Here is a 14,878-nt window from a genome sequence, read left to right as displayed (position 1 = left end):
GTCTTCGGCCTCACGTAGCAGTTCATCGATTTCTTCCTCAGTCAAGTGATGCTCAATCTCTTTTCGACGTGAGCGCTCCATTACTCTTCTATCAAGCTTAACTAACAAAAGTTTTCATACTCATTAAATGCGCAGCAACGCCCGCCAGATGTACATCGCATACCGGTCGAGTGAGTGGTAGGACGTGGTTGGATCAGGTAACGCATCCGAGTGAAGGCCGAGTTGGTCACATATCTCCGGCATGAGACCGGGCCGATCGACAAGTTCGGCGTAGCTGTGGCCCTCTTCTTTACGAATACAGTGAGCGACTATGTGGGCCTCGCGGGCAAGCCCGCCCGAGTCGGGCTTGCCCGCTTGCTTCCCCAACGCTTGTTTAGCTAGGTGACGACACTGCTCGATGAAGTCGAGGATATCGACCTCCATGTCAGGTTCGATTTCCTCGGCTTCACTCTTCTAAACCCGTGGTATCGGCTGATAAGATCGCTCTTCAACAGAGCAAGATATTTACGTCTCTACCCTCCCACACCTCTCCTACTTCATCTACTGACTTCTCGCTGTCAACCACGTCGGCTAAGTTGCGGAGGCACTCTATGATGTCATCGTTGTCTACGTCCCAGTTGGATGGAGGGGTTAACACGGAGTACCTATGTAGCAACCTCAATACCGGTGACTTCGAACCGAGCACCACCGCTAGTTCCGTCAGTCACGCGAATGTCCCAACCATGCGCGTCAGCGACTTCACTGATAATACTCAGTCCAAACCCGGTCCCGTCCTCAACAGTCGAGTAGCCAGCATTAAATACGTCCTCACGCTCGTCTTCAGGAATACCCGGTCCATCATCTTCGACATAGAATCCACCCTCCACTTCGCCGACTGTGATCGTCACCCCGGCACCACCATGTTCGACTGCGTTCCGGAAAAGGTTCTCAAGCAACTGTCGAAGCCGACTCTGATCCGCTTCAATCAGTCGGTCAACACGGAGATCGACGGTTGCTTGGTCTGTTTCGACGGTTCGGAAGCAAGTTTCCACGATCTCAGCGAGATCAACTGTTTCAGTCTCGCCGACAGGTTCCCCTTGGCGTGCTAGTAGCAGGAGGTCCTCGATTAGCTCATCCATCCGGTCAACCGCCTGTGTGATCCGATCAATGTGCTCACTCTCACACTCCTTACGAAGCAATTCCAAGTAACCATCGACCACCCGTAGCGGGTTCCGCAGATCATGGCTTACAACCTTAGCGAACTCCTCAAGTTGTTCATTCTGCGCTTCGAGCCTCTGCTTGCGGCTGATCTGATTAGTGACGTTCTGGGCCAGTGCTATCCCGTAGGTGATAGCACCGTCACCGTTTCTCACAGGGGCTACTCGATTACGGTACGTATCCTCTCCAAGACTCTGTGTGAACGTACTGGTCTTCCCATCTAGTGCTTCAGTAAAATAGTGAGCAAGTTCGTCAGCGGTCTCCTCCGGGAAGACATCATGTGGCGTTGCGCCCTCAATTTCGTCGGGTGAGAGGCCGACTGTCTCAAGTTCCGTTCCACGAGCGCGGACGTAGTGAAGATCATCGTTAAACAGGAATACTGCGCCATCAGGAATATTCTCAGCTAACGACTGGTACTGGCGTTTTAACTCTCTGATCTCTCTGATACGCTGCTTGCTCTCGGTTATGTCTTGTATCGCCCCACGGAGCCTGACAATCTCTCCGTCTTCTGCCTGTGGCTCCGCGCGCGTGCGTACCCACCGCGTTTCCCTGTCCGCGAGTTGTACCCGCAACTCTAAGTCGTACGGCTCACCGGCCTCAACCGCATCCCGGAACGCCTGTGTAAATTGTGGTCGGTCATCAGGATGATACAGATCGATGACAGCCTCGTTGTTTGGAGTCCACTCTCGCGGACGGTCGTGGATGTTATAGACCTGATCGGTCCAAATGGTTTGTTCACCCTGAATATCGTATTCCCACGCGCCAACATTCGCGATTTCCTGAGATTTTTTAAACAGATCATTTTGCCGTTGTAGCTCCTGTTCGCGCGCTTTCCGGTCCGTGATATCTTGAAACTGCGAAAAAATGGCGACAACATCCCCGTTTTCATCGGTCACGACACGATTATACCATTCGCAGATAACGCGCTCGTCGTCCTTCCGTATGTTCTCGTTGACGCTATAATACCCGCCCTTATTTTCCAGAAGACTAGAGACAACATCGGCAACCGGCTCTCGATCTGATTCGGGGACAATTTTTTGCCAAGAGTGACCGATCAAATCACCTTCAGCGTACCCGATGATCTCCTCGGCTGTCTCATTCAGACGAACAAAATTGAACTGTTTGTCCCACTCGACGACACCAAGCGGTGATTGTTCAAAAAACAGATTGAGACGTTTCTCTCGCTCGGCAAGTTCAGTCTGAGTGTGATACTTATCCACCGCGTTCCTGATGCGGTTTGTAAGGACGGTATACTGACTAGTTCCATTTCCCTTCTGGAGGTAATCTGTGACACCCGCTGAAATGGCGTCACTAGCTATTGTCTCGCTACCCTTGCCTGTATACAGAATAAATGGGAGACTCGGATATTCATCGCGAACCGATTCAAGAAATTCGATGCCGGTCTGTTCCGGCATGTCGTGATCAGAGACGATACAATCAACTGGTTCGGTTTTTATATGTTGTAGCCCCTCATCTGGGCTTGTCACAGTTTTGACATCGAACCGGTCATCCTCGCGTTCGATAAATGTCGCCGCCATGTCGGCGAATCCTGGCTCATCGTCTACGTGTAGAATTTTGATAGACTCGTTCTGATCTCTCATACTGTATAGTTAAGAGCCTGATATCATAATTATGCCTCGAAATATAAAATAATTTATTAATAGAGAGCACAATTCTAGAACCCTGTATCGAAAAATCTCATCCCCCCGCGGTCCGGCGTCCAAACGACCGGCAACAAGGAGAGACGCTACGGCTTCAATTGTGGGATGATATCACAACTCAGCTTTGAAAGTTGTCGTGTTGGCACTATTGGACCCGAAATCGGAGGAAAAGACGTTCTACGAGGAGTTTACGGTATCGGCCGAACTGGAGAGTGATTCACAGAGGATAATGAAGGCAGCGTTCACGGCGTTTGAACCTCTAGTGGAGGGTGGAGCGTCTGCGGCTGAATTCTCTTTTCCATGCTCACACCGTCTCAGCCGCCATTTTCGGTCGATTAAGTGTTAGATACTCAACGTTCAAAGCCGAGTAGTTGAGGGACTCACCGAGTTTGTGGAGAATGAGATGGGCGTGCGACCGGAAGGCCGCCGCCCAGCGCTCTGCTGGAAACACAAGCTTATCATCCGCCTGCTCAGTGACGAGATCCAACAGATCACGGATTACAAGCAGCGACAGCAACGCTGCGTACAATAAGATCCTCACCACGTGTTCGTCACTCGTGTCGAACTCGTCTAATTCGTACTGCGTCTTCAGCTCCCGGAACAGCAACTCAACTTCCCACCGACAGCGGTAGATCTCCGCTAAATCAGCCGGAAAGAACACCTCCCTAGCTAAATTCGTCATGTACAGGTGGTAGTCGTCGGCGTCCTCGTCGCGGACGCCGACGACGCGAAATCGCTTCGTATCCAGCGACTGTGTCCCATTGTACGGCCCTCGTTTGAACTCTACTTCGACTTCTACATCGATGTACTTCCGATCGAGATCGTCGAGAACAGCTCGGAGCTGCTTGCCCTCTAAGGGAATGGCGCGGCCGCGCCATTCCCGTAATTCTGCCGTAATCACCGGATTCGCGTTCTGCTTCAGCCGACTCACGAAGTAGCCGTCGTTTTCGTCGATTAGCGCAAACCGGCGGTACTTGAAGTAGGCGAGATCGAACAGCATGAGGCGATTCTCAAGCCACGGCCCTGTTTTGAACAAGGTGCTGTCGTGCGTTTTCTCGTTAGCAGTATCGAGCTGTTCAATCGTCTGCTCTGTGGCATTGTGGAGCAGGTGGAGCTTCGCTCCAGCCTGCTCCTCGTGGCGGGCTTCGAACTGGCCTGAGAGAAATTCGTGTAACCGGAACACCGTTCCATCAGCGATCATCACGTCTCTAAATCGGTCGATATCAGCGTCAACAGCGTTAGGAACAGCGACCTCGTCGAGGCCGCGCTCGACGAGGTCGCGAAGGTACTCCGCAAGCGTCGGTGTCAACCGCTGATAGAATCCACCCGGAGAGATCGTCTCATCGGCAGTAGAGTTGTAACAGCGTCTAAACCCGGCGAGTGTTCGGCTTTCGCCTGCGGCGAAGCCGAACACGAACGCCCAAACGAAGGCAGGGATCTGGAGCTTGCGGTCTCGTTCGACCACGCCGAGTTCCTCGGCGTGCTCTTCGAGGAACTCAGAGGGAAACAGTGTAGTGAGCCGACGCATAATCCGGGGTGAGGAGTCTTTGTCGTGTACAGACTGGACTTCCTCATTCCTTCCGAAAGATGCCTCGATAAGCCGCCGCTATCACGCGGTTTCTCGCTTAACTAAAGACGGATGCCTCACGAACCACGAAGCGCATCCACTGGTGATTCATTAGCAGCCTTCCATGCGGGATAAATCCCGCTCAGAATACTTGCGACGAGCGCGAAGATGAATCCATACAGGAGGTATCTCGAACTTGACCAAGCTAATGCGAGGGCTGGGTCACCGGCTAACACGTTGAACATCACCACACCGACGACGAGAGATCCAGCAGCGCCGACAAGCCCACCGACCACACCTAAGAATGCGGCCTCGGTCAGTATCATACGGAGTATTTCGCCGCGGCGGACACCCACGGCACGTAACACTCCAATTTCTCCCCGACGTTCTATTGTGCTCATTAACATGACATTCAAAATGGCAACACTCGCTACGAACAGTGAAATAGAGCCAATACCGAGGAGTGCGAGCTCTAGCGTGTCGGTAAATGAGCTGATGTTCTCTTGGACACTTGCGTAGGTGGTCACACTGAGAACTTCGTCATCGTCCTCGTTGAAGTGCTCCTCTATCGTGGTTGCCGCTTCGGTTGCGGCATCTCCGTCCTCAGCGATGATGGTGACAGAATTATAGTCGTCCTGTTGGTTGAGCGCTGAGAGCGGAAGCACAAGTTCTCCCCCGCCATCAGAACCAAAGCCACTTTGTGAGGCGATGAATCCCCGAATACGGAACAGTTGTCCTTCGTATTCGATTGGGTCACCGATCTCCAGCCCGAGTGTCTGTGCAGTACTCTCGGAAATGAGAGCCCCTGTTTCAAGCCGTGTGGGCTCAGTTCCAACAGAGAGATCATACAACGGTGCTGGGTTTGTCAGACCCGTTACCTGAACGTTCGCTTCTTCGCCATTCCGTGCTGAAAGCTCTGTAAAATTCGTTTTTTGCGGAATGACGGTTACCCCTGGCAAGAGATCCCGAATCGTCTCAGCTTGCGCATCGGTGATGCCGTCAGTATCGATATCTTCTCCGGGCGAGATGGTTGCTTGATCGGTGAGACCACCGAGGCTTGAGGTGGCCTGCTGTTCGAGCGCCACCCCAGCCATACCGAGTGACGCGATCGCAATCACGCCGACTACGATACCCAGCACCGCGAGAGCGGTCCGGGTCCGGTTGCGACCGAGGTTTCGCCACGCCATCAGCACGCTTGGGAAGCGACGAAGAACGCTTGTACGCCCCACTACTGGACCACCCCATCAACAATACGGACAACTCGATCCGCATACTCCACTAGCTGCTCGTCGTGAGTGATCGAGACGACCGCGATGTTCTCTTCTTGTTTCAGTCGGGTTATCTCATCGAGAACCGTCTTCCCAGTGTCTTGATCGAGGTTTCCAGTTGGCTCATCTGCGAGCAGGATATCGGGTTCATTGATCAGCGAACGGGCGATGGCGACGCGCTGTTGTTGTCCGCCAGAGAGTTCGTCAGGCGTGTGCGTGAGTCGGTCACCGAGACCAACCCGCTCTAGCAGATCGGAAGCACGCTCTCGACGATCAACATCGGTGTCCCACATTGACGGCAACTCAACGTTCTCCTCGGCTGTGAGCATCGGAAGCAAGTGGAAGTCTTGGAAGACGAATCCAAGCTGTGACCGACGTTCCTCCGTCCGCTCATCCTCATCGAAATCGGTGATGTTGCGCCCGTCAAGGAAAATCTCGCCCGTAGTCGGAGTATCTAACAAACCGATCATGTTGAGCATCGTGCTTTTCCCGCTTCCTGACGGCCCGGTCACGACGACCATCTCACCGCGGTTAGCGTAAAAGTCGACATTTTTCAGCGCCTCGATCGTCTCAGCCTCGGTGTTGTATCGTTTGACTACGTCTCTGAGTTGGATTACACTCATTCACGATTCCACAGATATCGGCCGAGGCCTCCTAGTGTAAGAACGAGCACTACTCCGAAGATTATCGGTAGGAGTGGCAGTCCGGACTGGTTCTGTTCGCCCCCCGAGGTGGCTTCTGGTTGGGTCTGCCCCGCTGCTCCAGTAGTCGTATTGAGTGACGATACATCGACTGTCTGTGTCTTCGTCACGCGATCATTGTCAGCGATATACGCGACCCTAATCGGGACTGTATCTCGCTCAACGCTCGCTGTCAGTTCGAACGTCGAAAATTCGCTGGCGTCAACAGACCCAACGAAGTACTCTCCAGACCCACCGGCGGGAGTGATGCCGTCTGTCGTCGGGATGCTGATGAGAACCGACTCAACATCGGTGCCACCAATATTCGCTGCCTCACCATCGATCGAGACCGTTGAGCCGCTTGCTGCCACGTCGATACTCGTGAGGCGAATCTCTCCCGTGACCTGCTGATCGCGTGTTGCTGTCCGCGTTGTTTCGTACTGCTCACCGCGTGCAGTATACGTCGCGGAGAAGTTGATGATGTCAGTGTCGTACTCTCCGGTGTCGAATGTTACCGAGGTCTCCTCGTCGGGATCGACATCGAACACATCTCTGTTGTCACGCACGCTGTCGTCCGCTGTCGCCGTTATCTCGATGTTAGACAGTTCGACGTTTCCGTAGTTCGTGAAGGTGACCGTGGTCTCATCAGACCCGTTTGAGGCCGTCGACAGCCCACCGTTGATATCGAGTTCTTGTACATCTACTGTCACAGGACTGTAGATGGCACGGAGATTTCCGCCAGATGCGCGTTTAGCAGAAACGTGCGCTTTGAGGTTTTTTTGCCCTGCTTGCTCAAAGGTCGTCGTCATTTTGACGGTGAGGCTTCCACCGGGAGCAAGTGACCCGACATCTTCAACTCGTTCATAGTGCTCTTGATTCGTTCGAAGCATGATACTAGAGACATCAGCGATGCTGTTGCTGCCTTCTTGATTTGTCACTGTGACATTGAATGTCGTCGTTTCACCAACAACCGGATCTTCTGGTGAAGCATCTACAGACACGCTGACTGCCGATTGTTGCGCAGAAGCGACAGTTGCGCCCCCGAATGTCACACATACAATTGTGAGAAGTGTAAGAAAAACTGGCAGCAGCTGTTGCCGTCTCACGAGGATATCACCCGCTTTGGGGCAGCCAGAGCAAGTTGTGTCGGCATGTACCAGCAAATCTCGCACCGAACTGTGTGTTGGAGGGAATGTACCTGCACATCTCATTTAGATCAGTCTGTGGATAAAAAAGCCAAGTCTCAGTACCTCACAAAGCATTCTCGTCTAGCTGCTTCTGCGGCTTCAGTTCTGTGTCGAAGCGGTTGTACTGACGGTTTCGTAGAGAAAATCAGCCCGGATCGGCGGCGACCAGTCCCCGACGCGAAAGCGTTGTCACTTATTCCGCTGCCTTGCCCAGTCGGTGGTTAGCGGTAGAATTGGTTTCTTGATGATCGGTTCGCGGGGACGGCCCGACACACTGTGAGGGCTGTCCACGCAGCACGTTGAACCATATTGACGAACTTCTGGTACGGTCACTACCAGAGGCGATGCCCGCCTCGGTGGAGCGTCGCCAGTTGTATACACACCTTCAGCAAGCAGACGTTCCAACTAAGCAGCTTTGTGAATGACTAAAATTGGGAGTCCGCGGTAGAAGTGCTTAGAAAGTCGATTCGTGTTCCTGTTCAGCTACCGACGACTGTATCGACAGTCTCCTACAGAAGAGCGAACCTGTTATTTCAACTGGTGACCCCGACCGCGTCATCGGGTTCAACAGCGTAGAGGCTTCTCAAAAGCGATAACTTGCCGAGGGGGATTAAGTAGAAGGCCGCGCAGTGGCGATGTATGGGTCTGACAGACACAGGATCGCCACTTCAGCATTATATAGAGAACACGCCGAATGGCATGGAATTCCTGATGAGACCTATCGGCGTCGCCACACAGCGGGCGACCGACCAAGTCACGATCACGAACTGTCAGAGGACGTTGGAAATGAGCACGTTGACACAAATTCGCTCGCACCACGATAAGATGTCGCTCGCTCGGTTCCTTCACGAGCCCATCGGACAGTGGCGTAACCGAGGCGTCGGCGGTCTCGTCCACGTGCCGCCCGTGAGTTCGAACGACGAGGACCGTTGCCTCGCTTCGGCACACTTCGACTACGTCGTTGAGTTCGCGAGTAAACGCCAGACGGTTGTTGCCCAGATTCTGGGGAAGTGTAACGTGAAACCGACATGGCGCCCCCTCAGTGCGTCCACGGCTGTGGGGGAAATAGGGGTATGAATTACAAGTACGCTGATACGCCCGAATCGATACGTATGGCGGTGCGTGAGGTGGCGTCACGAGACGCTGTCGAGGGGATTTTGCTGTGTGCCGCTCCAGACGACGGGCTCGACGAGTGGCTCGACCCGTTCCTTCGGGAACTCGACGTGAGCGTCTTCGGTGGCGTCTTTCCGGAAGTAATTCACGACGGTGAAAACAAGGGGAGTGGAGCGGTCATCTGCGGGCTCTCATCGGAACCACACGTGACGACGATCCGCGGGCTGAGCGGCGCGGACCCGGACTATACGTCAACCTTGGACGCCGACCTTCCGCTCGACGGGTACGAGACAGCGTTCGTCTTCGTGGACGCGTACGCGACGAACATCCAGGAGTTCATCGAATCGCTGTTCAGAACGTACAGCGTTGAGCTCAACTTTATTGGCGGTGGGGCCGGTACGCTCGAAGCGGAACAGCACCCCTGTCTGTTCACTAACGAGGGGATCATCGAGGATAGCGCCGTGATGGCCGCGGTGGAGTCACCGGTAACCCTCGGCGTCGAGCACGGGTGGCGCGAAATCGCTGGTCCGTTCCGGGTGACCGACGCGGACGGGAGCACGCTACGCCGTCTAGACGGCCAGCCGGCGTTTTCGGCGTATGAATCCGCCGTGGACGAACACGCTGAGAGCGAACTCGCGGCCGATGACTTCTTTGAGACAGCGAAGGCGTACCCCTTCGGAATCGCTCGGATGGACGGAGAGCAAATCGTTCGCGACCCCTTCGAGGTGACCGAAGAGGGCGGTCTCGACTGCTTCGGGGCGATACCCGAAGGCGAGTTCGTTCACGTCCTCAAGGGGGAACCGGAGTCACTGATCGACGCTGCACGTCGCGCAAAGACGGAGGCGCGGGACTCAGATACGCCCGTGGAAGGGCTGTTTTTCTTTGACTGTATTTCACGGGTGCTGTACCTCGAAGACAAGTTCGAGCGCGAACTCTCCGCCGTCAAGATGGACGACACGCCGATGATCGGCGCCCTCACAATCGGTGAAATCGCAAATGACGGCTATGGACACCTCGACTACTACAACAAGACCGCGATCGTCGGTGCGGTAGAGGAGATATGACTTCGCGACAGCGACGCATCCAGACCCTCTACGAGATTTCGCTCGCCATCGAGACCGGTGGGAGCATCGAAGAGACAGCTGACCAAGCGCTCGCCGCGTATCTTCAGAAACTGAACTGTTCCGTCGGCGGTATATTCGAAATCTCCGCGCCGTCGGACGGGGCGGAACCAACGCTCGTGACGTCTATTCCCGCGAACCCGGAACGGAACGAGCTGTTCCGCAGCGCCCGAGAACACCTCATGGAGATCGCTGCCGGCGCTCGGAGCGGCGTCTCGGGGCGAAGCGACCGGACGGCGGAGTCTGCCGCCGTGGTGTCGGAGTCGACGACGGTTCGGCGGTTCGCCGACTCCCTGCCCGCTACCGGCACGGTCGACGGCTCAGGCACGTACTATCTCTTCGACCTCCCGGGGTTTGGCGTCATGGTCCTCGGCAAACAAGGGGGGTCGCTCGATCTTGAAACCGCCTCAGCGTTGGACCCGCTGAACAATCGGTTGGCACAGGCATGTCGGTCGAACCGAAGGGAGCGAGCGCTACGCAGGCAACGCGACCGCTTCGAAGCCATCTTCGCCGCAACCGCTGAACCGACCGTCGAGGTTGTCGTCACGGAAGACGGAACAGAGCGGATTCATCGCGCAAACGACGCATTCAGATCGACGTTCGGATTCCTCAACGACTCACTCCGCGGGCAGAGCCTCAACGAACTGATTACGCCCGAGGATCAGCCCGTAGAGACCGGCTCGCTCATCGAGACGCTCGAGACGGGAGAACCGTTTCGGCAAGAGGTACAGCGAGAGACATCCGATGGGGTCGGGTACTTCCTCTTTACAGCCGTTCCGGTGACTGCGACCGAGCGGACCGAGTACTTCGGTGTGTTCGTTGATATTACCGACCAACGCGAGCGTGAACTGTCGCTACAGGAGCTCTACGTCGCCGCACAGGATATCCTCACGGAGGGCTCTCGTCATCGGATCTGCCAGACGGTCGTTCAGACCGTAGAATCTGTTCTCGGACACTCGAGCGTCGGCGTTCACTTGTACGACCGGGACTCGGGAGCACTCGAACCGGTAGTCACGAGCGCGGCGATCCGGGAGCGGCTGAGCGAGGAGTCGATAACCTATACTGACAGGGACTCCGTAGTCTGGGAGGCGTACGAGCGAGAAGAGCTGATCCGGATAGATGACATCGCCGCATTCGACGGACGCTTTCCGAATGATGAAACTCCTGTCGGAAGCGCGCTCATCGTTCCCGTCGGCAGCCACGGCGTCGTCGTGACCTCGGCTCCCGAGCGGAACAGCTTCGACGACGAGGACGTGTACTTCCTACAGGTGCTGAGCCAGCTCACGGCGATCGGGCTCGATAGGCAGTTGAGCGAAGAGGGCCTCCGGACGACCCAAGAGACGGCCCGTCGCGCGCTTCGGGAACGCTCTCACGAGGGGATGGTCGAGTCCGTCCTCACAGACATCCCGGAGGCACTGAACATGCCGCTGATGGGCATCTGGAAGCATCGCCCCGCGCGGCAACGGCTTGAACCGGTTGCGGCGACCGATCACTCTGAGCGACTGCTCGGAGACTCGCCGTCATTCTTGAACGGAGACAGCCTCGCGTGGCAGTCGTTCGAAAGCGACACTACGCTCGTCGCCGCCGATGTCGCCACGGACTCGGACGCCTACAATTCGGAGACACCCCTCGAGGAGGAAGTGATCGTTCCGATCGGTGACTTCGGGGTGCTAATCGCCGGCTCGGCGTACACCGAGAGCTTCAGCGAGCTCGACGCCGATATACTCGACTCCCTCGGGACAAATCTTGAAGCGATCACCGAGGTGATCGACAGTCGCCGGGATATCGACCTCCTCAATCAGGTGATCGCAAGGATCCTCAGACATAACGTCCGGAACAAGCTCACCGCGATAATGGGGTACACGTCTCAGATAGAGGCGAAGGCTGAGGAGCCGATACGCGGGTACGCGAAGCGAGTCTTGGAGAATTGCCGCGATCTAAAGAAGACCTCGAAGCACGCCAAGGAGATGCGTAAGATCGTAAACAGTCGGGACGAGATCACTACCGTCGCGCTTGAGCAGGAGGTCCGATCCGCCGCGTCGACCGTCGACGGAGAGTTCCCGAACGGCGAACTCGAAGTCGATGTCCGCGACGCGGCGACGGTGACGGCTCACCCAGAGCTGGAAACCGCGCTCGCTCACCTCATTCGGAACGGGTTCGAACACAACGACAGCGACGCCCCCGCGGTTGAGGTCGCCGTCCGCCGGGGTGACGAGGATGTGCGGATCGAGATTCGTGATAACGGTCCCGGAATCGATCCGTATGAGCTCGACGTGATCGAACAGCACGGTGAGTCCGCGCTGGAACACGGGAGCGGAGCGGGGCTGTGGATTGTGGATCGCGTGGTCCGATACTCGGAGGCTGCGCTCGAGATCGACACTGAGGACGGGACGACAGCGACGATCGCCTTTCCCGATCACTGACGACCGACCGCACCCCGCACTGAGCGCTCGTTTCGGCGCGCTTGCCAAGGACAGCGCCTACGGCGCCGCACCGTATACTATGTCGTCGCACTCGTCTCGAACGGCCACGGTCCGTTTGACGACCAGACGAACGCACCAGTTACGGTCGCGACGGACCAGTTCGTTGGCCCGAATGTCGCCCCCACGGACGATGTCCTCGTAGTTGGCTCTACTAACAAATCTAAGAACTGACGGAGTCGATGCGCAAGAGACAGAGACGAAGTCCAACAGTGGTGGTCATCCCGGCAACCAACCATACACATGAACCATTCGTCTTTAGTTAATATCTTCAGTAATACTCGATAGCTGTGGTTTTTGCTCAAATACGGCCCAGCCACACCAGATACGGCAAGAAAACGCCGTTTGCGATGGTTGCTTATCGCTCGATCTCGCCGGTACTGGTGTCTCATCTGTGGCTTCTCCTACATCTAATACTGACAAGCATACTTTTGGGAATTGTATTATTATCAAGCTTAACTAAAGACGAATGACACATGAACTTATACTCAGCTTTGAACGTTGAGTATTTAACACTTAATCGACCGAAAATGGCGGCTGAGACGGTGTGAGCACGGAAAAGAGAGTTCAGCCGCAGACGCTCCACCCTCCACTAGAGGTTCAAACGCCGTGAACGCTGCCTTCATTATCTTCTGTGAATCACTCTCCTGTTCGACCGATACCCTAAAGTCTTCGTAGAACGTTCTCCCCCGATTCCGGGCTCAATAGTGTTAACACGACAACGTTCAAAGCTGAGTCAGCTACTCACCACTGCCGCTGCTCGACCGACTGATCGAAGACGCTCAAAAAATCCGCAAGCGACAACCAATCTTACAAGAGACACTCGCTACCGCTACACAACCGAGGTGTGAGGCTTAACTAAAGACAGGTGGCCACACCAACATACCTTTCTTGTAATGTGGCAATTAGTAAGTAAATGGAATATAGCTCAGGACTACGACGGCGGATCATCTTCGGAACTGGAGGGTTAGGATTAGTAGCTGCTGTCATTTTTGTTTTAATCCAGTTTCAGGCAACGCTCATATTTACAATCTTCCTCTACTACGCAAGCCGCCCAATTTATCGTAAACTCGAGAACCTCTCGCTTCCATCGCGACTCCAAGGCCATCGCGTTCCCTATCGATGTCAAGTTCTTGCTATGGTTACAATTGCTATTTTCCTACTGCCGTTTCTCTTATTGCTCACCTACACCCTTATACTGGTAGTACCCGAAATCCAACGGCTCGCTGGAGGGGATGGTCCCGGTGCAGCATACATCTCTGCACTACAGTCGGCACAAGGAAGTGGACTCCCGGGTCCACTCGTAGGACTAGAAATCGGTGAGATACTGGGACTGAGTCCTGAGGAAGTCGTAGCAATCCTCAACGACCCTGCAGTTCAGACATGGATCGAACAAACAGTTGCTACACTAACCGGTTCAGTCGGGTTTATCGCAAACGCAGCACTCCATGGATTCATTCTTCTGGCCGGGACATACTATATGCTTACCGACGGCTCACGGCTTGGAGACTGGTTTCTCAACAACTTTGATGAATCAGGTGTTGTCGGGTCATACGCAGTAGCTGTTGATGATGAACTGTCTTCCATCCTCTTCGGTAATATCTTAAACGCATTTGTGACGGGTATCATCGGGATTCTTGTCTTTTCTGGATACAATCTCGTTGCACCAGGAGCAGTAAACGTTCCATTTGCGCCCCTAGTCGGGGCACTCACAGGAGCAGGAAGTTTAATTCCAGTTGTGGGAATGAAAATTGTGTACCTCCCTGTCGGAGCAATTCTCGCGATAGCTGCTGTCACCAGTGGTCAGGCAAGCGCGTTCGGCTTCGTGATCCTGTTTCTCGTTTTGGCGTTCGTAGTCGTTGATACGATTCCTGACTTTCTAATCCGCCCGTATGTGAGCGGCAACCGGACACATGTGGGCCTACTGATGTTTGCCTATATTCTCGGACCGATCGCGTTCGGCTTCTACGGGATTTTTCTTGGCCCAATACTGCTTGTCCTCTTCGCAGAGTTCTTTAGAACTATTGCATCGTACGTGCTCACCGGCAGACAGCCACATGAACAATCAAGTCTCTCGGACTACTGATTGATATCCCCTCGCTTTCAGGGGAAGACGTCTGGTGATCGTCGTAGGCGTAGAGGATTCAAACGATATTCCAACTACCGAGAGGGTTCGCTCCGACCCCCAACTTCTTCCGCATTCCAGCGTAGGTGCTGCCGAGCAGGACGAAGAAGGTAAGCGATGACTGGCTACGAGAACGGGATCCAATTGGTCCGATCCCTCGGAGATATTGTTCAACCACCGGGAGAAGAGGAGTAGATCGAGGGAACCTCGCCCCGTCCTGATTTCGTCATGCTCGTAGCTGCTGGCCGCACCCCTTGTTGAATTTCTTGACCATTACAGCGACAATTAAATTCCAGAAGTGAAGCAGCTACAGAGCACGCCCTTGGGTGGGGAGGACCGTGTTACATTGCTGGTACGTGTTTAGCCCGAACTGATTTCGCTGCTATCTCATAGAAGGCGCACAACTTAGCCTGTATGAACTGGCAGCAGAGGTTCGCGATGATTCTCAGGGATGGGCTCCGTCGTGGAGCCCATCCCGT

At 54.8% G+C, this 14,878-nt stretch carries 8 protein-coding genes and 2 pseudogenes; 4 read left to right on the top strand and 6 right to left on the bottom strand.

Annotated features, from left to right (window positions below; all coding sequences use genetic code 11):
* Positions 1 to 126: 126 nt before the first annotated feature.
* The 6 genes and pseudogenes from EXE47_RS17535 to EXE47_RS17510 form a co-directional block, all read right to left on the bottom strand.
* Positions 127 to 423, bottom strand: a pseudogene (locus EXE47_RS17535) (IS5/IS1182 family transposase); the annotation flags it as partial.
* Positions 424 to 644: 221 nt separating this feature from the next.
* On the bottom strand, positions 645 to 2,798 hold the full coding sequence (locus EXE47_RS17530; RefSeq protein WP_137703979.1) for a PAS domain S-box protein: 2,154 nt from the start codon (positions 2,796 to 2,798) through the stop codon (positions 645 to 647).
* A gap of 424 nt (positions 2,799 to 3,222) precedes the next feature.
* Positions 3,223 to 4,386 (bottom strand): annotated as a pseudogene (locus EXE47_RS17525) (IS4 family transposase); the annotation flags it as partial.
* A 116-nt stretch (positions 4,387 to 4,502) separates the two neighbouring features.
* Positions 4,503 to 5,654: an ABC transporter permease gene (locus EXE47_RS17520; RefSeq protein WP_394338102.1), complete on the bottom strand. Its 1,152-nt coding sequence runs from the start codon at positions 5,652 to 5,654 to the stop codon at positions 4,503 to 4,505.
* A complete protein-coding gene (locus EXE47_RS17515) occupies positions 5,654 to 6,316 on the bottom strand; it encodes an ABC transporter ATP-binding protein (RefSeq protein ID WP_049933399.1) in 663 nt (220 codons plus the stop codon). Before EXE47_RS17515 ends, EXE47_RS17520 begins: the two co-directional genes overlap by 1 nt.
* On the bottom strand, positions 6,313 to 7,425 hold the full coding sequence (locus EXE47_RS17510; RefSeq protein ID WP_158293629.1) for a CARDB domain-containing protein: 1,113 nt from the start codon (positions 7,423 to 7,425) through the stop codon (positions 6,313 to 6,315). The genes EXE47_RS17515 and EXE47_RS17510 overlap by 4 nt, the downstream gene beginning before the upstream one ends.
* A 774-nt stretch (positions 7,426 to 8,199) precedes the next feature.
* Here EXE47_RS17510 and EXE47_RS18565 point away from each other — a divergent pair.
* From EXE47_RS18565 to EXE47_RS17490, 4 genes are all read left to right on the top strand, one after another.
* Positions 8,200 to 8,637, top strand: a complete 438-nt coding sequence (locus EXE47_RS18565) for a hypothetical protein (protein ID WP_094519315.1) — start codon at positions 8,200 to 8,202, stop codon at positions 8,635 to 8,637.
* The gene (locus EXE47_RS17500) at positions 8,634 to 9,737 is read left to right on the top strand and encodes an FIST signal transduction protein (protein WP_158293628.1); all 1,104 of its coding nucleotides are present in this window, start codon (positions 8,634 to 8,636) and stop codon (positions 9,735 to 9,737) included. Before EXE47_RS18565 ends, EXE47_RS17500 begins: the two co-directional genes overlap by 4 nt.
* A gap of 239 nt (positions 9,738 to 9,976) precedes the next feature.
* Complete coding sequence (locus tag EXE47_RS17495) at positions 9,977 to 12,217, top strand: GAF domain-containing protein (protein ID WP_158293627.1); 2,241 nt, start codon at positions 9,977 to 9,979, stop codon at positions 12,215 to 12,217.
* A 973-nt stretch (positions 12,218 to 13,190) separates the two neighbouring features.
* Positions 13,191 to 14,360, top strand: coding sequence for an AI-2E family transporter (locus EXE47_RS17490; RefSeq protein WP_137703984.1), 1,170 nt, complete (start codon positions 13,191 to 13,193; stop codon positions 14,358 to 14,360).
* The last annotated feature ends 518 nt before the right edge of the window (positions 14,361 to 14,878 follow it).

Source organism: Halorubrum sp. GN12_10-3_MGM (genome assembly GCF_005435235.1).
Taxonomy (GTDB): domain Archaea; phylum Halobacteriota; class Halobacteria; order Halobacteriales; family Haloferacaceae; genus Halorubrum; species Halorubrum ezzemoulense.
This window is presented reverse-complemented; position numbering and strand designations above follow the sequence as displayed.

Excerpts from the sequence above, each read along its gene's own strand:
- EXE47_RS17490 (WP_137703984.1), top strand. The coding sequence starts at position 13,191 with ATGGAATATAGCTCAGGACTACGACGGCGGATCATCTTCGGAACTGGA.
- EXE47_RS18565 (WP_094519315.1), top strand. The coding sequence starts at position 8,200 with ATGGGTCTGACAGACACAGGATCGCCACTTCAGCATTATATAGAGAAC.
- EXE47_RS17530 (WP_137703979.1), bottom strand. The coding sequence starts at position 2,798 with ATGAGAGATCAGAACGAGTCTATCAAAATTCTACACGTAGACGATGAG.
- EXE47_RS17495 (WP_158293627.1), top strand. The coding sequence starts at position 9,977 with ATGGAGATCGCTGCCGGCGCTCGGAGCGGCGTCTCGGGGCGAAGCGAC.
- EXE47_RS17515 (WP_049933399.1), bottom strand. The coding sequence starts at position 6,316 with ATGAGTGTAATCCAACTCAGAGACGTAGTCAAACGATACAACACCGAG.
- EXE47_RS17500 (WP_158293628.1), top strand. The coding sequence starts at position 8,634 with ATGAATTACAAGTACGCTGATACGCCCGAATCGATACGTATGGCGGTG.